Below are 19,684 nucleotides of genomic sequence, written 5' to 3'. Positions count from 1 at the left end.
TTTCCCCGAACGGGAACCTACTTGCCGGCGGCGCCCGGCGTTTCGGGCCGCCCTGTCAGACGGCGAATGCCCTTGTCGCCGATATCCGTGCGGTAAAAGCCGTCCGGCATGCTGATTTTTTCCAGAGCGGCATACGCGGCCTTCTGGGCGGCGGGCAGGTCGTCGCCCAAAGCCGTGACGCAGAGCACCCGCCCGCCGCTGGAAACCAGCGTTTGCTCCCTGATGGTCGTGCCGCTGTGAAAAACCTTGACGCCGGGCAGAGCCTCCGCCGCTTCAATGCCCGTGATGGTCAGGCCCTTGGGGTACTCGCGCGGATAGCCCCTGGCCGTGAGCACCACGCCCAGCGCGGTACGCGCGCTGTGGCCGAAGCTGGCCGGGTTCAGCCCGCCGTTGACGCAATCCAGCATGACCTGCGCCAGATCGCCTTCCAGACGGGCCAGCAGGGGCTGGCATTCCGGATCGCCGAAACGGACGTTGTACTCCAGCACCCTGGGGCCGTCAGCGGTGAGCATCAGGCCCGCATAGAGCACGCCCACAAAGGGGTGGCCGTCCCCGGCCAGCTCTCTGAGAACGGGTCGTATGGTCAGGTCGGCCATGCGCTCCAGTTGCTCGTCGGACAATACCGGCGCGGGGCTGTAGGCTCCCATGCCGCCGGTATTGGGCCCCTTGTCGCCGTCCCAGGCGGCCTTGTGATCCTGGGCCGAAGGCAGAGGCACGGCCCGTTCGCCGTCGCAGAAGCAGAGGAAGGATGCCTCCTCCCCCACCAGGCGTTCCTCCAGCACCACGCGGTCGCCCGCCGCGCCAAAGGCCCTGTCGTCCATGATTTCGCTTATGGCCTGAAGGGCTTCCCGCGAACTTTCGGCAACCACCACGCCCTTGCCGGCGGCCAGGCCGTCAGCCTTGATTACCAGGGGCGCGCCCACCTCGGCCACATATTGCCTGGCCATTGCCGCATCGCTGAACACAGCGCAACGGGCCGTGGGCACGCCGGCCCGCCGCATGATTTCCTTGGCAAAGGCCTTGCTGCCCTCCAGGCGCGCGCCGTAGGCGTCCGGGCCGAAACAGGCTATGCCGGCCTCGCGCATGCGGTCCACAATGCCCAGCGTCAGCGGCAATTCGGGGCCGGGAACCACCAGGTCAATCTTTTCCCGGCGGGCCAGGGCCACAAGAGCGTCCAGATCGTCAACGGCCACCGGCACGTTGGTCGCGCCTTCCCCGCATGTGCCGCCGTTGCCGGGCGCCACGAAAATATCACTGACCCGCGGGCTCTGGCGCAATTTCCAGACCAGGGCGTGCTCACGCCCGCCGGAACCGATCACAAGGATGCGCACCTTGCTCTCCTTTTGTGCTGATGGTGGATGAAAAAAGGCCCTCCGCCCGCCGGGCGGAGGGCCGGATTGTCATACGATTCCGAAACGCCTTCACGCATCGCCCTGCGGACGGCGGATGAAAGTCGCCGCAACGCGCGCCCCGCAGGGCCGCATGCGCGGAAGGCTGGCCTGATTGCAAAAATTCCGCGCGGAATTCCGCGAAGAATCTTTGCGGGTTCATTCGTGAAAAAACATGGTTTTTCGCGAATGAACCCGGCCACGCCGCCGCAAAACCCTTGCGGGTTTTGTAGCGTCCGCTTTTGCAAGCAGACGCTAGTTGGGGTTCACCTCAAAATCGCTGAGGTCGGCGGGCATGTTCGGGTCAGTCTGGGACACATCCAGCGGATAGGCGGTGATCATGCTCTGGCGGCTGCCAATGCCCAGATCCGGCGAGGTGTTCAGGCCCACCACCAAATCCAGAATGCCGTCATTGTTCACGTCAGCCAGATCAATCTCAGCCACGGAGCCGCGGATGCGCCGGGTTTTCCACTTCAGGCCCAGGCCCACGCCGTCCCAGTACAGGGCGTGAATTTCGCCCTGGGGGAAAAAACGGTAGCGGTCAAAAAGCTGCGAAGCGGTGGAAATGGGCTTGTTGAGCAGCAGCACATATTCGCCGGTGCGGCCCAGATCCGCCGAGATCATGCGCATGGGCGCGTAATACTTGCTGGGCAGCTGATAGTTGCGGTCGACACCCAGGCCCGGCATGCCCTTGTAGTGATCCATACCCGTGGCGGAACCGGAAAAACGCTCCATCGTGGTGTGGATCAGGGTATTGCCGTTGCCCTGGAAAACCTTGATGCGTTCATCGTCCGTGAGCATGACCAGCTGGGCGCCATGATTGTCCTTGCCGGCGGGCAGCCAGGCCACGTTGAACACCGTGGCGCCGGTGGGCAGGCTCAGGCGGGAGCCCAGGGAAAACCTGTTGCCGCTTTTGACCATCACATGCACGCCGGGGGAGAAGAGCTTGAGCGAATCCCAGCCCTGGCCCACCAGCGTGGGCGTGAAGGTGGGCGGCGTTCTGATGACGCTGGCGAAATAGGGAATGCGCTCGGCGTACTGGCTCAGCTTGTTGCCCTTGAAGGAATAGAAGTAGGAGTAGGGGCGGTTCTCGTCTTCCTCAAAGGTGGCCACAACCAGTTCCTGAGCGCCGTCGCGGTTCAGGTCAATGGCCCGCATGGAGAAATTGAGGTTGGACTGTGAAATCAGGGTGGAGCCCAATTCCCTGAGCTTTCCGTCAGTGTGCCAGACGTAGATGGTCAGCTTGTGATCGCCGAGCACGGCCACTTCGTTTTTGCCGTCGCCATTGAAGTCGCCCACGGCCATGTCCACCATATTGTCCTTGAGGCGCTGGCTGCGCAGGCGCGAACCGTCGCTCGCCCCGGCGCCCTGATAGCGAAACTGCGGGTTCAGGTAAACCTGTTGCTGGCCCGTCTCATTGACCAGAATATCCGAGTTCATCTGGTTGACCGGCTGCCCCTTGCCCGGCGTCATGAAAGCGGGCCGCGCCGCCACGGTCACGCCAAAAACCTCGCCGCCCAGCGCGGAACTCAACTGCTGCACTGTGGCGGTCAGGCCGCTCAACGGCCCCTGGGCGGTTTTGCTCCAGGTTTTGCCGGCCTTGTCCACGCTGTGAACTTCAATGGTGCATTCATTGCCCATAACGCTCACAGTGCCCCACACAGCGTAATCCGCGCCGTTCATGGCCTTGCGGGCCTCCGTGGCGGAGGTCGCCCTGGCCTGCGCGCTGCGCCCCTCCAGCATGCCGGGTCGGTTGAGCCGGGCCTGCATGGTGGCCGGCACGGCTTTGGACAAATAGGCGTAGCTCTGCGGCGCGTTCACCGTAAAGGGCAGCAGCACAAAGCTTTTCGGCGCGGCCGAAACGCTCTGGGCCAGGCCCAGGGCAAGCGTCAGCAGGCAGACCGTCAAGGACAATCGCATGGCAAGTTTCATCCCGTACTCCTTGGAGTATTTTTCAGCGGCGCGGCGAAGCTCCAACCCCGCCATATCAGCGCACTATACGCATACTTGCTTCACCGCGCAACACGAAAGCCGACCGCCTTCAGGGCGGGCGCGTCCAGGTTCAGGGATCGCGGGCTGGTTTTGCGCAGCTGGTCGGATGAAAGGATTGAACCCTTCGCCCATGCCGCGCAACACAAAAGGGGTTACGGCAATTCGCCGTAACCCCTGAAAGATGTGGTGAGCCGGACAGAACTGTCAGCCCAGGTCCCAACGGCCAAAGGGTGTGTGATTCATAGCCGTCATTTCAATCTATCGATACTCTTCCCCATGGAAAAATAAGCTCGGCAACGCCTTCAATGGATTAAATTTTATGAGGAATCTGGAGACGCCGGTCTTGTTTGCCGGCGTTGTGGAGCTTCGCGTCCAACTCTGCACAAATGGTGGAATCGGCTTTCCCGCAAATTCCGCTCGGAACTCAACGCCTGATCCGCAGGGCCGCGCAGGGGAGTTCCCTGCGCGGCCCTGTCCTCTTCATTTCCCCGGGCGCATGCCCTCAGGCCACCACATCGAGTTTGCCGCCAATGCCCTCGGCAGCGAGTCCCGCGCTACGGGCGAGGGTCTGCTGCATTTCCGCGCCCTTTTCCAGCGAGCCGTTGATGAGGTTCGCGCTCATGCTGGCCTGGAAATCCATGGCTTCCTTGGTCACGGCCACACTCACACCCATCTGCACGTCATCCATGACATCCTCCGGCCGCCCTCCGGCGGCGCTTTTTCCTGGTTCTCATCCTCTTTTCGGACTGACGACCAAAAGCTTTAGAGAGCGTCATCATTTGATTTTAGTCCAAATGGCCATGCGCCTGATACGGACTGCCGCCAGGAATGAAGAATATTTTCGGCATATCGTGTGGCAATGGTAAAAAGCCTGGCGATTTGCCGAATTTCCGTTTCTGAAATCTTCGAACGGCGGGAATGCTTGTTTCTGATTGCCATGTCCATCTTTTAGCCTTTTTACTGGCTCTCTGCTAGTCATGGCCCTATGTAATTTATTGAAAGTATTTATCACATTGCGGTCTTTCACGGCGTGAGAAGAAAAATTGACGTACTGACGCTATTGCCATCTTTCATAAAGTCTATAGAATAAATCCATTCTATCAGCCTGGCGTTTCGTTTCCACAGCCTCAAAATGTTCGGCGTTTCTTTGTTCTCTTGGAATGGTATCGTCAGAATTATAGTCCTTATACTGGTAAGGGCCAAAGATGCCCCCATTGAATAAATATGAGTAAACCCGGTTTTCAAAATCCAACCAGGCTAATTCCAGCTTTTTCAATTCGCTTTTACATAATTTAGGATTTTCGGCTTTATCACATAGCTTGCGTGCTCGCGTATAATTTTCTTCCAGTCTTTTGGCCTGATACTTTTTGGCTGCGATATTGCATTCAACTTCATCCGCGAATGATTCAACCTTTTTCATGCACTCATCATAGCCTGGGGCGAGTTCCTCTTTTTCAGATGCTATCGCCTGCGGACTGGAAATAGACAGAAACAGGACAATTGCCATTGCGGAATATGAGAGTTTATTTTTGGACATTGCTTTTCCATGTATAGAACTCAGTCTGAGGAGAACTGTATCAGTTTAAAAACTAATGTTTTTCTTGATTACCATCAATAAAACATAGTATGACAAGAGCAAAATCATGAATAATTATGTCAAAATTATATTATTAAATATTTTACTCTTTGTGATTTAAAAATAAAAAAAGGAAACTTAAAAATTCAGGTTCCTTTTTGGCATTTTCACATCTAGCTGTAACGAAAGGCTTGAACCCTTCGCCCCATGTCTGCAAAACGAAAGGGGTTACGGCAAACACCGTAACCCCTGAAAAATTGTGGTGGAGCTGGACAGAATTGAACTGACGGCCTCTTGAATGCCATTCAAGCGCTCTCCCAACTGAGCTACAGCCCCACGGCAAGAGGCATACTGCCCGAAAGGGCGGATGCTGTCAATATTTTTTGGGATATTTTTTCAAGTTGTTGTTTTTTGCTCAACGGCGGGCGTTTGTCGCCAGTTGGTTCAGAGTTTCGCCCACCCGGGTCAGGGCGTCGGCCAGCACGTCGTCCGCCACCGCGTAAGAAAGGCGGATGCAGTTGTCGTCGCCGAAGGCCGCGCCCGGCACCAGCGCCACATGGGCCTTGTCCAGCAGGCAGGTGCACAGCTCTGTGGAGTTGCGCGCCTGATCGCCGTAACATTGATGCACATCCACAAAGAGATAAAAGGCCCCGTCGGGTTTGGGGCAGACGGCCCACGGCCAGCCGCCGATGATTTTCAGGGCCAGGTCGCGGCGTCGCATGAATGCCTCGCGCATTTCGGCCACGCAATCCACGGGGCCTTCCAGGGCGGCCAGGGCGGCCTTTTGGGATATGGAACAAATGCTGGAGGTGCTGTGCCCCTGCATGGAGGATATTTTTTTGATCAGATCCGGGTGCGCGGCCAGAAAACCCACGCGCCAGCCGGTCATGGCGTAGCTTTTTGACAGGCCGTTGAGCACGGCCACCAGCTCGGGGCAACGCTCAAACCAGGTGATGGCGCTGGTCATCCGCGCGGGCGGGAATACCAACTGATCGTAAATTTCGTCCGCCAGCACAAAGATATTCCGTGCCAGAGCCCAGCGCATGATTTCCGTGAACTCCCGATCCGAATAAACCGCGCCGGTAGGGTTGCTGGGCGAATTGAGAATCAGCAGGCGGGTTTTATCCGTGGCCTTTTCCTCAAGCATGGGGGGGGAGACCTTGAATCCGCGTTCCGGCCCGGCATGCACGGTCACGGGCACGCCGCCCGCCAGCTCAACCATGTCGGGATAGCTCAGCCAGTAGGGCGCGGGGATCAGCACCTCGTCGCCGGGGTTGATGGTGGCCTGCATAAAGTTATAAAGACAATGCTTGCCGCCAGCGCCGATGACAATGGACTCCACAGGCACGGAAACGCCGTAGTTTCGCTGAAAATAGCCGCCCGCGGCCCTGCGCAGTTCAGGAATGCCGGGCACGGCGGTATAACGGCAGAAGTTGGCGTCAATGGCCGCCTTGGCCGCGTCGCAGATATGCCGTGGGGTGGGAAAGTCCGGCTCGCCCACGGCCAGGCTGGTCACGTCCACGCCCTGGGCCTTGAGCTCAAGGGCCCGGCTGTTGACACTGAGAGTCAGAGAAGGTTTGATGCTGCGCAAGCGGTCGGAAATCTGCATGGAAGGCTCCTTCACGTTATGCGTGCGGACGCGGCTGGAAAAAGTAAAAACCTGTGATGTTTTTAGCAGGTTCACAGAGGGGTGTAAATGCGGGAAGTCTCTGAAGACGCTGCGCGGGCCGAACCGGAAAAGCCCTTGCTGCCGTTGCCGCCAGACTGCGTGACCGGCGCTTTTGTGCAAAGGCGCAAGCGTTTCAGTGTGGAGCTGCTGTTGAACGGCGCATCCATCTGGGTGCACAGCAACAATTCGGGCAGCATGCTGGGGCTGACCCGTCCCGGTTCGCCGGTGCTGGCCTCGCCGGCCCTGAACCCGGCCCGAAAGCTCAAGTATACCCAGGAATGCGTCTGGGTGAGGGAATGCGCCGTGCCCTGCGGCCCGGCAGGTCCCGGGCCGGGGGGCGAACGCGGCTTCTGGGTGGGAGTCAACACCAGCGTGCCCAACCGCATGCTGGAAGCGGCGTTCAAAGCCGGACGGCTGGACTTCGCGGCGGGTTACGCCAGCCTGACCCGCGAGGCCAGGCGCGGCCAAAGCCGTCTGGATGGTCTGCTTGCCGGGCCGGGCCTGCCGCCGCTCTGGGTGGAATGCAAAAACGTGACGATGGTGGAGGACGACGCGGCCTGCTTCCCTGATGCGGCCAGCGAGCGCGGCCAAAAACACTTGCGCGAGCTCATGGATATTGTTAGTTCGGGCGAACGCGCGGCCATGTTCTACCTGGTGCAGCGCCCCGACGGACACTGCTTCGCCCCGGCGGAATTTATTGACCCGCTTTATGCCGAGCTGTTTTACGAGGCAATGGCCCGCGGGGTGGAGATATACCCTTACAGGGCCGAGGTCAGCCCGCGCGGCGTGGAGCTGGGCGGGCCGCTGCCGGTGCGAAAGGGAAGATTCGATTTGGGTCAGGCCCGCCGCCGCTCTGGCATTTAGAAGGCTTTTTGCGTTACACTGCGGATAAATTGTTTGGTGCTTGGAGCCGGGTGTATGAAAAAAGTTGCCATTCTTCAGTCAAACTATATTCCATGGAAAGGCTATTTTGACATGATAGCCGCTGTGGACGAATTTATTTTATATGATGACATGCAGTATACCCGGCGCGACTGGCGCAACCGCAACAAAATAAAAACACCGCAGGGCACGGTCTGGCTGACGGTTCCGGTCAAAGTAAAAGGACAGTATTTTCAAAAAATTCGGGATACAGAAATTGATGGTTTCTCTTGGGCCGCAACACATTGGAAAAGTCTCGCGCAACACTACGCCAGAGCACCGTATTTTAAGGAAATCCAAAAATGGCTGGAACCCCTCTATATGGATAGAATCTATAGCCATATTTCCATACTCAACCGAACTTTACTGGAAGCCATATGCCGTTATCTGAGCATTCATACCAAAATCAGCAACTCTTGGGATTATACGCTTGCTGACGGTAAAACCAAGCGCCTGGCCGATCTCTGCCGGCAGGCCGGCGGTACGGAATATGTTTCCGGTCCCGCTGCAAAGGATTATATTGACGAACAGATTTTTACAGACTGCGGCATTAAACTGACATGGTTCGATTATGAAGGGTATCCCGAGTATCCCCAGCTCTGGGGGGAATTTACGCATTTTGTGAGTATTCTTGACCTCCTTTTTAACTGCGGTAAAAATAGTTCGCGTTATATGAGGTATGTGGAATGAAGCTTTCCATTGTCACCACCTTGTATTGTTCCGCGCCTTATGTGGAAGAGTTTCATCGCAGGGTGTCCGCCGTCGCGCGGCAGCTTGTGGGTGAGGATTATGAAATTGTCATGGTTAATGACGGTTCGCCGGATAATGCCGTGGATGTGGCCATTGCCCTGACAAAGAGCGATCCGCATATGGTGGTGGTGGATCTGTCGCGTAATTTTGGTCATCATAAAGCCATCATGGCGGGTGTTGGCCAGACCTTCGGAGAAAAGGTATTTGTCATTGACGTAGACCTTGAGGAAGAACCAGAGCTCTTGCATGCATTTTGGCGTACCATGGAAAAGCAGGCTGTCGATCTTGTGTACGGTGTTCAAAAAAGCCGTAAAGGCGGCTGGTTTGAGCGGTGGAGCGGCGGATTGTTTTATGGTCTCTTCAATGTATTGTCTCATACTACTATTCCCAAAAATACTATTATTGCAAAACTGATGACCCGTCGATTTGCTGACGCGCTGCTGAAACATCAGGAGCGCACTATTTTTTTGGGAGGGCTTATCGCTCTCACTGGTTTTTCTCAGGTTCCAGTGCTCTGTGTCAAAAAAAGTAAGCCCACTACTACATATACGTTTAGGCGTAAACTTGCCCAATGTGTTGATTCTATAACAAGTTTTAGTGCTAAGCCTCTCTATTTCTTTTTCTGGTTTGGCGGAGCTACTATGCTTATTTCATTTTTTATACTAACTTTTCTTGTGGCGCGTCGTATTCTAATGGGAACTACGGTGGAAGGATGGACCAGTCTTTTTGTCATCACCAGTCTGTTTTTTGGGCTTACTATGATGGCTCTTGGAACTATAGGAATATATCTCTCTAAAATTTTTGAAGAGGTTAAGGCCCGCCCCTATGTCGTTATACGCCAAGTATTGAGGTACCCATCATGCGATGGAAAAAATTAGGTTGCCTTTTTGCTCCGGATAATCTATCGCCGCTCATGCGTGGATATGCCCGTATTCCCGTGCTTGATCATCTTGAGGGCGATATCTACGCAGTTTATTTTGGTTCACGGGATGAAACGAACAGGGAGCGCATCTTCAGAGCGAAGTTGAACATGTCATCCTTGGCTATTGAGCAGATAGAGCATACGCCCATTTTAGATTTTGGAGAAAATCTCGGCGCTTTTGACGATAACGGAGTGACTCCTTGTTGTATCGTCAATGTCGACGGGAGAAAATTGCTTTATTTCTGTGGCTGGAACATTCATGTAAAAATTCCATTTACTTGTGCCATTGGCCTTGCTGAAAGCCATGATGGAGGTAAGACCTTTACAAAACCTTTTAAGGGCGCAGTTATTGATAGAGATAAAAATGATTTCCAGTTTGTGGCTGTTAACGATGTCATGTTTGAGAATGGTTTGTTCAGAACGTGGTATCTGTCTTGTCTTGAGTGGAAGTTGCGAGAAGGTGAGCAAAAGCCGGAGCATTTTTATAATATTCGTTACGCGGAGTCACAGGATGGTATCAACTGGAATCGGAAAAAAGAGCCTGTTATTGAATTTAAAAACAGAGATGAGTACGCTATTTCAACTCCGCGTGTTCTCAAAGATGGGCCTGGCGACTATAAAATGTGGTATTCATACCGTGCTCAGCCCGGCATAGCCACCTATCGTATTGGCTATGCAGAATCCGCAGACGGGGTGTATTGGACGCGTATGGATGAGAAAATGCGCTCTTTTGATGTTTCGAAAAGCGGCTGGGATAGTGAGATGATATGCTATCCATATGTATTTGATTATAAAGAAAGACGGTATATGCTTTATAATGGCAATGGATACGGCAAGACAGGATTTGGTATTGCCGTACTTGAAGATGCGTAATGCGCGATATCGCTATAATTTATACAGTGAGAACAATATATGCAAAAAATTATTCTGGCGGGGAATGCCGTTACCGCTCATATTATTTATGCGTATCTTGAGGATGATATCCGATATGCTGTTGTCGGCTGTGTGGTGGATGACGCCTACGCGGCATCCGGCAGCTTTACCGCCGTGCCTTGCGTGGGGATATCAAGCGTGGTCGAGCGCTTTTCTCCGGCGGAAGTCCGTGTCATCATGGCCGCAGGCTATGATCAGGTAAATGCGGTGCGCCAGGGCATGTTTGAGCGTCTTAAAGCCTTGGGGTACGTCATGGAAACGTATGTTCATCCCAGGGCCAACGTGCTTACCAAGAATCCACTGGGCGAGGGGAGCCTGATCATGCCCGGCGCGCTCATTGAGCCGGGGGCGACCGTGGGAGCGGACTGCCTGATCTGGGGCAATGTGGTAGTGGCTCATGATGCCGCGGTGGAAGATCACTGCTGGTTGGCCGCCGGGGCTGTGGTTTCGGGCATGGCCAGGGTGGGGCGCGGTTCATTCGTGGGCGTCAACGCCGCCATCGCCAACAAGGTGGAGGTGGGCGAGCGCAATATCGTGGGCGGAGCCGCCTTCATCTCCAAATGCACCAAACCCAATGCCGTGCATCTGGCCCGTTCTGGCGAGCCGTTCCGCTGCACGGCTGAGGAATATGCCCAATATTTCGGAGTGTAGAATGGATAAAGAATTGCAGAGCCTGCTGGCGGATGTTTTTGGCGTGCGCGAATCGGAAATCACGCCTGAAACCGTCAAGGACGATGTGGAGAGCTGGGACTCCCTCAAGCAGATGGATTTGGTCATGTCGCTGGAACGCGCCTATGAGCTGACCTTGGATATCCAGGATATCGTGGCCATGACTTCGGTGGCGGCCATTGCGCAGGTTCTGCGTGACAAAGGAGCGCATCTTGAAGATTAGCGGAAGCGTGGCCTTGGTCACGGGCGGCTGCGGCGGCCTCGGTCGCTCCATTGCCGACATGCTGGCGGAGCGCGGAGCCCGTGTCGTAGCAGCGGACTGTAACCCGGAGGCGTTGGCGGAATTGCCCGAAAGCTTCGGGCGCACTCTGCTGGATGTTGCCAATCCCGATCAGGCCCGCAGGGTCGCGGCTGATGTGGCGGAAGAATACGGGGCCATTCATCTGCTGGTCAATTGCGCGGGCCGCATCGTGAGCGCGCCTTTTGTAAATATCATGTCGCCCGATCAGATGATGCTTTCCTATGACAGCTTTCGTGAAGATGTGAAAATCAATCTGGATTCCGTCTTTATCGTCACGTCGGCTGTGGTGGAGCAGATGGTGCGCCGTCGCACGCGCGGCTGTGTCGTCAACATCAGCTCCATCAGCGCGCGCGGCAACGAGGGGCAGACCAGTTACGCTGCCGCCAAGGCGGGCGTCAATGCCATGACCGTCACCTGGTCCAAGGAGCTGGGGCGTCTCGGCATCCGCTGCAATGCCGTGGCTCCGGGCTTCATCGGCACGCCGTCGACCTATGCGGCTCTGCAGGATGCGCATATTAAGCACATTGTGAGCAGCACGCCGCTGCGTCGTTTGGGCGAAGCGCAGGAAGTGGCGCTGGCTGTATGCGCGCTGGCTGAAAATGATTTCATCAATGGCGCGGTGCTGGATGTGAACGGAGGTTTGAGCTTTTGATGTTTGCTCTTTCTCTGGAAGCTCGTGCCAGAGCCTATACCGCGTATGCCGCGAATAGCGCCTTTTTCCCTCTGATTGCCGCCGTGTTGTCCGGCGCGCAATGTGGCGCGGCATATGCTGACAGTGTGGAAGCGCCTCGGCAAATCTATGTGGAGCACGCTTTTGGTTTCGCCCAGCTTTTAGGTGAATCGACGCCTGGTTTTGAGGCGGAGCTGCAAAAATATTTATTGATCGACAAGGCGTTTGCCGCCCCAAAAGTGCGATTGTACACGCCGCTACTCCCGGCTTTTCATATCTGTGAACCAATGCAGGCAGTTCGCGCCGAGCGTCAGCGTTTTTTCCTGCGCACAGAAGTCTATGCAGAGACCCGCGCGCGCCTGTTGTCCAGGAGTGCTGCGGACTGTGTCGTATTGTCCGTGACAACAGAAACTGTGAGTCGCGTGGAGAGTGCATTTGGCCTGGTGTCGCGTTTCTGGCCTAACGCCGCAGCCTTCGTAGCGCATGCCCGCGCACAGGTGATCTGTCATGCCGGTGAAGCTGCGGCGATTTGCTATGCCGCGGCCTTGGAAAACGGCAGGGCGGAAGTCGATATTTTTACACGGCCTGAATATCGCGGTAAAGGATTTGCCATGATGGCTGCCGTTCGCTTTGTGGATGATTGCCTGGCTCATGGCGTGGAGCCGTTATGGGACTGTTTCACCAATAACGCCGGTTCGATGGCCTTGCGTGAGCGCTTGGGTTTTCTGGACTGCGCCGCGCCGTATGAATTTTTTACCATCGCCAGGTAGCCATGCATCACTACAATCTTGGAACTCTCTGTGATGAAGCGGCGGCCCGCTGGGGACAGAACGTCGCTCTGCGCTATGTCGACAGTCAGTATGCCTATGACCGGCTGACCGACATTGCCCGCCGTCTGGCGGCAGTGCTGATGCGGAAGGGCTGTGGGCGCGGCGATGTCATAGCTATCGCCCATAACAAGCATCCGTTGTCGTATGCGCTGATGCTGGCGGCTCTGCGCCTTGGCGTCCCGTATGTGATTATCGACGCGGCTTCGCCGGTAGCCCGCACGGCAAAAATCATGGCCACGGCCCAGCCGCGCCTGCTTTTCTATGATGACGCCTTTTATGAAGAGGCCATGCGTCGTCTGGCCGAAGAGTGCGGCGTGCCCTGTCTTTTCCTTGACGAGGCGATATTGCCGGAATGCGACGCCGGGCAGTTGGAGGAACTGCATACCCGCACCCGGGATGTGGACGGCTCCACCCTGGCGTATATTATGTTTACCTCCGGTTCCACAGGCGTGCCCAAGGGCGTGGCTGTGACGCATCAGAATATTTTGCACTTCATCCAATGGGGAGCCCGCTGTTTTGAAGTGTGCGAGAAGGATATTTTCGCCAATCTCAGCCCCATGTATTTTGACAATTCCGTCTTTGATTTCTACATAGCGCTCTTTTCCGGGGCATCCCTGGCCCCGGTGCCTCGCGAACTGCTGGCCAAACCTTATGATCTTGTGGCGCATGTGGGGAAAATGGCCTGCACGGTCTGGTTTTCCGTGCCCTCGCTGCTCATCTATGTCATGGCCATGAAAGCCATGCAGCCCCGTTTTCTGCCCGCCTTGCGCTCTATTTCTTTTGGCGGCGAAGGCTACCCCAAAGCGGAGTTGAAAAAACTCTATGATCTTTTCGCGCCGCAGGCGTGTATCGTCAATGTCTATGGGCCCACTGAATGCACCTGCATTTGCAGCGCATACCGGCTGGGCGACGCGGACTTTGAGGATCTGAAAGGACTGCCCCCCCTGGGACGGCTGAATCAGAATTTCGATTATTTCATTGAAGGCGCGGACGGCAACAGAGGGACGGAAGGCGAGCTTGTGCTGGCGGGGCCCAATGTGTCGGCAGGCTATTTTAATGACGCGGAGCGCACATCTGCCGCGTTTCTGACCCTGAACGAGCCCCGGCGCTTTATGAAGCGGGCCTATCGCACGGGCGATCTTGTCTGTGAAGTGGACGGCAAGCTCTATTTTCAGGGCCGCAGGGATAATCAGATTAAGCATATGGGCTATCGCATCGAGTTGGAAGAAATCGAGAGCGGTCTCATGCGTCTGCCGGGTGTAAGTCAGGCTGCGGCCGTCTACCTTCGACAGGCTGACGCTTACGGCAAAATTTTTGGCTTTGTCGCCTATGAGGGGGGCGAAGACGACAAAACCCTGTTGCGTCGCCTGGGGGAAATCCTGCCTTCCTACATGATTCCGAGCCGTCTGAACCTTATGGAGTCCCTGCCCAAAAACGCCAATGGCAAGGTGGATCGCCAGGCGTTGAAAAAGCTGGCTGTCCGCTGATGGCAAAGATGTCCTTCTCCATGGCGAAATTGCCGTGCCGCCTGTCGGGCGGGCGCTCCCTGCGCCAGCTCATGCGTTACGGCATTGTGGGCGTTGCCCAGAATGCCGTGGGATACGGCGTTTATCTTTTTTTCACATGGCTGGGCGCGGACCCCAAGCTGGTGGTAGGCGTATCTTATCCGCTTGCCATGCTGGTTTCTTTTTTGGGCAACAAAAAGTATACGTTTGATCATAAAGGCGGCGCGGCAGGCGCGGGGGGGCGGTTTTTGCTGGCTCACGCCTGCAGTTACGGCATCAATCTGGGCATGCTTTATGTCTGTGTGGACAGGTTCGGCTATCCGCACCAGCTTGTGCAGCTCGCGGCCATCTTCGTCTGCGCCGTCTTTTTGTTTCTGGCGCTCAAATTCTACGTGTTTGCGACCCGGCCCGCGTCGGCCCGGCAATCGTCTTAACCGGAGGCCGTCACATGCCCGAGCATATTCCTTTCAACTGGCCGCACATGACCGGCAAGGAACTCTATTATATCGCCGAGGCCCATTTTAACGGCAAACTGGCCGGAGACGGCCCGTACACCAAGCGCTGTCATCACTGGCTGGAAAAACTGAGCGGCTGCCGCAAGGCCCTGCTGACCCATTCCTGCACGGCGGCTCTGGAAATGCAGGCCCTGTTGCTGGATATCCGGCCCGGCGATGAAGTGATCATGCCGTCCTATACGTTTGTCTCCACCGCCAATGCCGTGGCGCTGCGCGGCGGCGTGCCCGTGTTTGTGGACATCCGCGAGGATACGCTGAACATTGATGAAAGGCTTATTGAGGACGCCGTCACTCCGCGCACCCGCGCCATCGCGCCCGTGCATTATGCGGGCGTCGGATGCGAAATGGACGCCATCATGGACATCGCGCAACGCCATGCCCTCAAGGTTGTGGAGGATGCGGCCCAGGGCTTCATGTCCACCTACAAGGGGCGGGCGCTGGGCGGCATCGGCCATTTGGGCGCGTACAGCTTTCATGAAACTAAAAACGTCATTTCCGGCGAGGGGGGCGCGCTGCTGGTCAATGATCCTGAAATGGCGCAGCGCGCCGAGATCATTCGTGAAAAAGGCACTGACCGCAGCCGTTTCTTTCGTGGAGAAGTGGATAAATACACCTGGCAGGAGGCGGGTTCCTCCTACCTGCCGGGCGAACTCATTGCCGCCTTTCTGTGGGCGCAACTGGAAGAGGCCGGCGAGATTACCGAAAACCGCATGGCGCGCTGGCGACGGTACCACGACATGCTGGAACCTCTGGAAAAAGAAGGTCTCCTGCGCAGACCGTCAATTCCGGCCCATTGTCTTCACAACGCCCATATGTACTATATTCTGCTTGCGCCGGGCATTGACCGACAGCCGGTGCTGGATGAACTCAAAAAACAGGGCGTCCACGCGGTCTTTCATTATGTGCCGTTGCATTCCGCGCCCGCCGGGCGGCGCTACGGACGCGCTCATGGCGCCATGAGCCGGACCGACAGCCTGTCGGTCCGCCTGATTCGTCTTCCTCTCTGGTATGGCTTGCCGCGCGCCGCACAGGAAAAGGTTGTCGAAACGCTGTCCACGGCATTGCGCCGCTGATTCCCATGTCACACGACAGCGCGCGCTTTTCCGCAACGGGGCAAGCTGCCCTGTGCGCCGGGCAAGAGGCCTGCCGGCTTCATCTGTGGAGGTGGAGGCTGCTGGTGGTGTTCGCCAGCACGATTTGCCCCAGAATGCTTTTTCTGGGTTCCTTCCCATACATGGACGAAGGTTTTTACGCGTACTGGGCTCAGTTCATCCATCAAAGTCTGGCCCAGGGGCGGGGGGCGCCCGACGCCGGGGGTTTCATGCTGTACCCTCTGCTGCTTTCCTGGTTGTGCGCCCTGCCGGGGAATGCGCTTATCTGGCTGCGTCTGGCGGATATGCTGGCGGCCGCCTGGGCCGGGTGGCTGTTCTGCCGCCTGCTGGAACGCGAAAGCGGCAGCGCGGTGGGGGGCATGCTGCTGGCGCTGGCCTTTCTCACGGCCATGAATGCGCCGGCGGTCATTCAGGCCGGCTTCAAGAACAGTATTTTTGCCGCGTACATTCCCCTGTTTCTGGCGCTGGATCAGGCGCGGGAGCAGAACCCGCGCAGCCCGCGCTGGTTCGTCGCGGGGGCGCTGACCGCCCTAGGCGTCTTGCTGCGCGAGCCTTTTGCCGTTTTCGCCGTGGCGGGCTCCGCGGCCGTCTGGTTGGGGCGCGGCCCCCGCGCTTTTTGGCGTTATGTCGCGGGCGGACTGTGCGGCGGGCTTCTGCTGCTAGCGCTGACGGTTTTGCTGCGTGGCGGCGTGACCGAGCTGATTCAGTCCTATATACAGGCCGGAGCCATTTTTGGGCCGGAAGCCGGGCGCACCTGGCACAAATTCGTCAGCAACGGGCAGGAGGCGTTGCGGGCATTCTGGCCTTTGCTGCTTCTGACAGTCGGCGCGGCAATATTGTTCTGGCGTCAAACGGCCAGGGGCGCGCGCGGGCGGGGGTGGTTCTGGCTGACGCTGGCGCTGCTGCCCTTGCTGGAGCCGTTGAGCAAAATCGGATTCGTTTACCACTTCGCGGTTGCTCTGCCGGGCTGCGCGGGCTTGTGCGCCCTCACCTGGGGCGGGGTTCTGCGCGTTTCTCCCCGTCTGCGACGGGGCGGCGCCGTCGCCTTGTGTCTGGCCTGGGGCGTTATGCTTGTGGCCTTGCCCGGGGCGGCGCAGGCGCGCATGACGCTGGACGTGTTGCGCGCCTTTCCTTCCCCCGTCTGGCCGGAGAGCTATATTCCAGAATCCAACACCCTGCTGGCCGGGCGCGCTGTCGGCAGGGTTTTGCCGCCCAATGGAAGCCTGAGCGTCAGCGGCTTCATGTATTTTCTCTATCCCGTGACAGGGGCGCTCCCTTCCAGCCCGGCCATGAGCGACCTGAGCCGTACGTTCATTCTGACGGGCTATGATCCGTCGCGTTTTGAGAGAGCATTGCGCGAGAATCCTCCTGATGTCCTGGTGATTGGCGAAACCCATGACGAGCATTCGGCTGTTTTTACAGAAGCATTGCATGATGCGGTCGAAAAGAGCGGCCTTTATGTCCGCGTGGCTGAAATTCCCATAGACAGGAAGAAAAATTACGGCTGGATCGGCTGCGCCGTCTACGCCAGGGCGGTTCCGCCACCGGCAGAGCGTATTGACAGGGCTTTGCCGCAGGGGACATAAGGCGGACAACGCAAGAAAATCAAGGAGAGCCCATGTCCGGTCGCGACCATCGCTTTATCCCCCGGCTCACGGACGAGCAGATCAGGCAGATTCAGCTGGACGGTCTGCGCTATACCCTGCGACAGGCCCGCAACTCGCCGCAGTATCGGGCGCGCTTGGACGCGTGCGGCGCGCGGGCCGAGGATATCCGCGGCCTGGACGATTTGCGTCTGCTGCCCACTGTGGATGTGGAAGACCTGCGCGAGGGCTATCCTCTGCCGCTGCTCTGCGTGCCGGAAAAAGAGGTGACGCGCATTCACGCTTCCAGCGGCACCACGGGCAAGCGCAAGATTCTGGCTTACAGCCGTGCCGACATCGAGACGTTCAGCCTTCAGATGGCCCGTTGCTACGAGCTGGCCGGGCTCACGGTGGAAGACCGCATGCAGGTGGCCACAGGCTACGGCCTGTGGACCGCCGGCGCGGGCTTTCAGCTGGGCAGCGAGCTGTTTGGCATGCTGACCATCCCCGTGGGGCCGGGCAACCTGGAAATGCACTTGCAGCTGCTCAGGGACATGGGCGCCACCTGCTTTGGCGCCACGGCCTCCATGGCCCTGCTGCTGGCCGAGGAAGTGGAGCGCGCCGGCCTGCGCGACCATATACGCCTGCGCAAAATGATCTGCGGGGCCGAGACGCGCAGCGAAAAGATGCGCCAGGCCATTGAGAGCAAGCTGGGCCTGGAAGGCAGCTACGACATCGCGGGTATGACTGAAATGTACGGGCCTGGCACGGCTATGGACTGCGACGCGCACGAGGGCCTGCACTACTGGGCGGATCTTTTCATCATTGAAGTGCTGAACCCGGACACTCTCCAGCCCGTGCCCGAAGGCGAAGTGGGTGAAATGGTGGTCACCAGTCTGCGCAAGGAGGCCGCGCCCCTGCTGCGCTACCGCACCCATGACCTGACCCGCCTGCTGCCGGGCCGCTGCTCCTGCGGCCTGAACATGCCCCGGCACGACCGCATTCTCGGCCGTTCGGACGACATGATCATCTACCGGGGCGTGAATATCTACCCCGGCCAGATCATGGAGGTCATCGGCCGCTTCCCCGAACTGGGCGGCGAATATCAGATCGAGCTGACCAGGGACGAGCGCTCTCTGGATCATCTGCTTCTGACTGTGGAGCGCGCCCAGGCGCGGCACGCCGGCGGCGACGAGGCTCTGGCCGGGGAGGTGGAGCGACGGCTGCACAAGGCCATCCTGGCGCGTATGGAGGTGCGGGTGGCCGATTACGCCAGCCTGCCGCGCACCTTCAGCAAGTCCAAGCGCATTGTGGACAGGCGCTGAGAGCGCGGCCGGACTTTACGGGCATGTCGCGCGCCGCTGTGAAAAAGGCCGTCCGCTTCTTTGGAAAAAAGCGAACGGCCCTTGCGGACGGCCCTTACCGCTTTTTGGGCTCCCTGGTCAGATCGTCCAGATTTTCCCTGGCGTGGGCCACAAAGACATGGCATACGCCGGGCAGTTCGCCCAGGCCCCTGAGGTTGACCTCCACCTGAAATCCGGCGGCCCTGAGCCTGGACGCCCAGGAGTCTTCCTCCGCCCCGGCCAGGTCATTGCGGGCGTGATCCCCGGCCACCACCATCAGGGGCTGCAGCCAGACTTTTCTGACCTTGCGGGCCTTAAGTTCGGCCAGCAGGTCGTCAAAGCCGCGCGCGCCTTCCACCGTGGCCATGAAGACCAGAGGGTCGCTTTCCTTAAACAGGGCCCGCGTGCCCTCAAAAACCAGATCCGCCCGTCCGTGGGCCTGACCGTGGGCCATGAGCGCCACGGCCTCGTCCCGCCGGCGTTTGTCCATGCCCGCCAGCACGGCCCTGGAAACGCCCTGGGCGTCCTGACGCGATTCCAGCAGGGGGCGCCCCAGATAAACGGCCTCAAAGCGACCGGGATGCTTTCGCAGGTCGAGCAGCACCGCCCGCTCCAGCGCCGTGAATTCCTCGCCGGCCATCACATGCAGGGACTGCACGCGCACCACTTTTACGCCCTCTCTGGCAAGCGCGGCCAGCCCGTCGCTGATGCCGCCCGCGGGCTGGCCCTGACTGGCCAGCTTGCGGCGGATGATCTGCGAGGTGTAGGCCCAGACCACGGGGCTGTTCGGAAATGCGGCCCTGAAGCTCGCGTCCACGGCCTTGAACGCGGGCAGGGCTTCGGGCACGCTGGTGCCGAAAGCCGCCAGCAGCACGCCTTCCTTGGGGGCCTTTTGCTCAGCCGCCTGGGCGGGCGCGGCCGCAAAAGCCAGCAGAAGCAGAAAAAGCGGCAAAAAGCGTGGAAATTTGCGCAGGGTACAAAACATGGCTGCCTCCTCAATCATGC

19 protein-coding genes and 1 tRNA gene are annotated in these 19,684 nt (G+C 58.0%); 13 read left to right on the top strand and 7 right to left on the bottom strand.

Going from position 1 to position 19,684, the window contains the following annotated elements; all coding sequences use genetic code 11:
• Nucleotides 1-17 precede the first annotated feature (17 nt).
• From purD to ACQRA4_RS00300, 6 genes are all read right to left on the bottom strand, one after another.
• Nucleotides 18-1,331 (bottom strand): phosphoribosylamine--glycine ligase, encoded by a 1,314-nt coding sequence (gene purD / locus ACQRA4_RS00325; protein ID WP_427821084.1) that lies wholly within the window; start codon nucleotides 1,329-1,331, stop codon nucleotides 18-20.
• 312 nt (nucleotides 1,332-1,643) lie between these two features.
• Nucleotides 1,644-3,320, bottom strand: coding sequence for an FG-GAP-like repeat-containing protein (locus ACQRA4_RS00320; protein ID WP_427821083.1), 1,677 nt, complete (start codon nucleotides 3,318-3,320; stop codon nucleotides 1,644-1,646).
• Between the two features lie 562 nt (nucleotides 3,321-3,882).
• Complete coding sequence (locus tag ACQRA4_RS00315) at nucleotides 3,883-4,068, bottom strand: hypothetical protein (protein ID WP_427821082.1); 186 nt, start codon at nucleotides 4,066-4,068, stop codon at nucleotides 3,883-3,885.
• 369 nt (nucleotides 4,069-4,437) lie between these two features.
• On the bottom strand, nucleotides 4,438-4,917 hold the full coding sequence (locus tag ACQRA4_RS00310; protein ID WP_427821081.1) for a hypothetical protein: 480 nt from the start codon (nucleotides 4,915-4,917) through the stop codon (nucleotides 4,438-4,440).
• Nucleotides 4,918-5,216: 299 nt separating this feature from the next.
• Nucleotides 5,217-5,292: transfer RNA gene (locus ACQRA4_RS00305), tRNA-Ala, on the bottom strand.
• A 79-nt stretch (nucleotides 5,293-5,371) separates the two neighbouring features.
• Entirely contained in the window at nucleotides 5,372-6,565 is a 1,194-nt protein-coding gene (locus ACQRA4_RS00300) for a pyridoxal phosphate-dependent aminotransferase (protein ID WP_427821080.1), read from the bottom strand.
• An 87-nt stretch (nucleotides 6,566-6,652) separates the two neighbouring features.
• Between ACQRA4_RS00300 and sfsA the strand changes: the two genes are divergently transcribed.
• Genes sfsA through ACQRA4_RS00235 form a run of 13 tightly spaced genes read left to right on the top strand, consistent with a single transcriptional unit; the run spans nucleotide 6,653 to nucleotide 18,661 of the window.
• Nucleotides 6,653-7,489 (top strand): DNA/RNA nuclease SfsA, encoded by an 837-nt coding sequence (gene sfsA, locus ACQRA4_RS00295; RefSeq protein WP_427821079.1) that lies wholly within the window; start codon nucleotides 6,653-6,655, stop codon nucleotides 7,487-7,489.
• 54 nt (nucleotides 7,490-7,543) lie between these two features.
• Nucleotides 7,544-8,236 carry a WbqC family protein gene (locus tag ACQRA4_RS00290; RefSeq protein WP_427821078.1) on the top strand — a complete coding sequence of 231 codons (693 nt, stop codon included), beginning with the start codon at nucleotides 7,544-7,546 and terminating at the stop codon, nucleotides 8,234-8,236.
• The gene (locus ACQRA4_RS00285) at nucleotides 8,233-9,174 is read left to right on the top strand and encodes a glycosyltransferase family 2 protein (protein ID WP_427821077.1); all 942 of its coding nucleotides are present in this window, start codon (nucleotides 8,233-8,235) and stop codon (nucleotides 9,172-9,174) included. Before ACQRA4_RS00290 ends, ACQRA4_RS00285 begins: the two co-directional genes overlap by 4 nt.
• Nucleotides 9,156-10,091 carry a hypothetical protein gene (locus ACQRA4_RS00280; RefSeq protein ID WP_427821076.1) on the top strand — a complete coding sequence of 312 codons (936 nt, stop codon included), beginning with the start codon at nucleotides 9,156-9,158 and terminating at the stop codon, nucleotides 10,089-10,091. Before ACQRA4_RS00285 ends, ACQRA4_RS00280 begins: the two co-directional genes overlap by 19 nt.
• Before the next feature lie 39 nt (nucleotides 10,092-10,130).
• Nucleotides 10,131-10,802: an acetyltransferase gene (locus ACQRA4_RS00275; protein ID WP_427821075.1), complete on the top strand. Its 672-nt coding sequence runs from the start codon at nucleotides 10,131-10,133 to the stop codon at nucleotides 10,800-10,802.
• A 1-nt stretch (nucleotide 10,803) separates the two neighbouring features.
• Nucleotides 10,804-11,043, top strand: coding sequence for an acyl carrier protein (locus tag ACQRA4_RS00270; RefSeq protein WP_427821074.1), 240 nt, complete (start codon nucleotides 10,804-10,806; stop codon nucleotides 11,041-11,043).
• Nucleotides 11,033-11,773, top strand: a complete 741-nt coding sequence (locus ACQRA4_RS00265) for an SDR family oxidoreductase (protein WP_427821073.1) — start codon at nucleotides 11,033-11,035, stop codon at nucleotides 11,771-11,773. The genes ACQRA4_RS00270 and ACQRA4_RS00265 overlap by 11 nt, the downstream gene beginning before the upstream one ends.
• The gene (locus ACQRA4_RS00260) at nucleotides 11,773-12,561 is read left to right on the top strand and encodes a GNAT family N-acetyltransferase (RefSeq protein ID WP_427821072.1); all 789 of its coding nucleotides are present in this window, start codon (nucleotides 11,773-11,775) and stop codon (nucleotides 12,559-12,561) included. Before ACQRA4_RS00265 ends, ACQRA4_RS00260 begins: the two co-directional genes overlap by 1 nt.
• A gap of 2 nt (nucleotides 12,562-12,563) precedes the next feature.
• On the top strand, nucleotides 12,564-14,108 hold the full coding sequence (locus ACQRA4_RS00255) for an AMP-binding protein (RefSeq protein ID WP_427821071.1): 1,545 nt from the start codon (nucleotides 12,564-12,566) through the stop codon (nucleotides 14,106-14,108).
• 20 nt (nucleotides 14,109-14,128) lie between these two features.
• The gene (locus ACQRA4_RS00250) at nucleotides 14,129-14,560 is read left to right on the top strand and encodes a GtrA family protein (RefSeq protein WP_427821070.1); all 432 of its coding nucleotides are present in this window, start codon (nucleotides 14,129-14,131) and stop codon (nucleotides 14,558-14,560) included.
• Nucleotides 14,561-14,574: 14 nt separating this feature from the next.
• Nucleotides 14,575-15,714 carry a dTDP-4-amino-4,6-dideoxygalactose transaminase gene (gene rffA / locus ACQRA4_RS00245; protein WP_427821069.1) on the top strand — a complete coding sequence of 380 codons (1,140 nt, stop codon included), beginning with the start codon at nucleotides 14,575-14,577 and terminating at the stop codon, nucleotides 15,712-15,714.
• Between the two features lie 5 nt (nucleotides 15,715-15,719).
• Entirely contained in the window at nucleotides 15,720-17,339 is a 1,620-nt protein-coding gene (locus ACQRA4_RS00240; protein ID WP_427821068.1) for a hypothetical protein, read from the top strand.
• 32 nt (nucleotides 17,340-17,371) lie between these two features.
• The gene (locus ACQRA4_RS00235) at nucleotides 17,372-18,661 is read left to right on the top strand and encodes a phenylacetate--CoA ligase family protein (RefSeq protein WP_427821067.1); all 1,290 of its coding nucleotides are present in this window, start codon (nucleotides 17,372-17,374) and stop codon (nucleotides 18,659-18,661) included.
• 94 nt (nucleotides 18,662-18,755) lie between these two features.
• Here ACQRA4_RS00235 and ACQRA4_RS00230 read toward each other — a convergent pair whose 3' ends face one another.
• Nucleotides 18,756-19,664 (bottom strand): sirohydrochlorin cobaltochelatase, encoded by a 909-nt coding sequence (locus tag ACQRA4_RS00230; protein ID WP_427821066.1) that lies wholly within the window; start codon nucleotides 19,662-19,664, stop codon nucleotides 18,756-18,758.
• Between the last annotated feature and the right edge of the window lie 20 nt (nucleotides 19,665-19,684).

It is taken from the genome of Desulfovibrio sp. SGI.169 (genome assembly GCF_050313595.1).
Lineage (GTDB): Bacteria > Desulfobacterota > Desulfovibrionia > Desulfovibrionales > Desulfovibrionaceae > Desulfovibrio.
The sequence above is the reverse complement of the archived record's forward strand: the minus strand, read 5'-3'. Positions and strand labels throughout refer to the sequence as shown.

Coding starts and splice junctions, on each gene's coding strand:
- ACQRA4_RS00285 (WP_427821077.1), top strand. CDS start 8,233: ATGAAGCTTTCCATTGTCACCACCTTGTATTGTTCCGCGCCTTATGTG.
- sfsA (WP_427821079.1), top strand. CDS start 6,653: ATGCGGGAAGTCTCTGAAGACGCTGCGCGGGCCGAACCGGAAAAGCCC.
- ACQRA4_RS00250 (WP_427821070.1), top strand. CDS start 14,129: ATGGCGAAATTGCCGTGCCGCCTGTCGGGCGGGCGCTCCCTGCGCCAG.
- ACQRA4_RS00290 (WP_427821078.1), top strand. CDS start 7,544: ATGAAAAAAGTTGCCATTCTTCAGTCAAACTATATTCCATGGAAAGGC.
- rffA (WP_427821069.1), top strand. CDS start 14,575: ATGCCCGAGCATATTCCTTTCAACTGGCCGCACATGACCGGCAAGGAA.
- ACQRA4_RS00255 (WP_427821071.1), top strand. CDS start 12,564: ATGCATCACTACAATCTTGGAACTCTCTGTGATGAAGCGGCGGCCCGC.
- ACQRA4_RS00275 (WP_427821075.1), top strand. CDS start 10,131: ATGCAAAAAATTATTCTGGCGGGGAATGCCGTTACCGCTCATATTATT.
- ACQRA4_RS00260 (WP_427821072.1), top strand. CDS start 11,773: ATGTTTGCTCTTTCTCTGGAAGCTCGTGCCAGAGCCTATACCGCGTAT.
- ACQRA4_RS00300 (WP_427821080.1), bottom strand. CDS start 6,565: ATGCAGATTTCCGACCGCTTGCGCAGCATCAAACCTTCTCTGACTCTC.
- ACQRA4_RS00230 (WP_427821066.1), bottom strand. CDS start 19,664: ATGTTTTGTACCCTGCGCAAATTTCCACGCTTTTTGCCGCTTTTTCTG.
- ACQRA4_RS00315 (WP_427821082.1), bottom strand. CDS start 4,068: ATGGATGACGTGCAGATGGGTGTGAGTGTGGCCGTGACCAAGGAAGCC.
- ACQRA4_RS00280 (WP_427821076.1), top strand. CDS start 9,156: ATGCGATGGAAAAAATTAGGTTGCCTTTTTGCTCCGGATAATCTATCG.
- ACQRA4_RS00270 (WP_427821074.1), top strand. CDS start 10,804: ATGGATAAAGAATTGCAGAGCCTGCTGGCGGATGTTTTTGGCGTGCGC.
- ACQRA4_RS00240 (WP_427821068.1), top strand. CDS start 15,720: ATGTCACACGACAGCGCGCGCTTTTCCGCAACGGGGCAAGCTGCCCTG.
- ACQRA4_RS00235 (WP_427821067.1), top strand. CDS start 17,372: ATGTCCGGTCGCGACCATCGCTTTATCCCCCGGCTCACGGACGAGCAG.
- ACQRA4_RS00310 (WP_427821081.1), bottom strand. CDS start 4,917: ATGTCCAAAAATAAACTCTCATATTCCGCAATGGCAATTGTCCTGTTT.
- ACQRA4_RS00320 (WP_427821083.1), bottom strand. CDS start 3,320: ATGAAACTTGCCATGCGATTGTCCTTGACGGTCTGCCTGCTGACGCTT.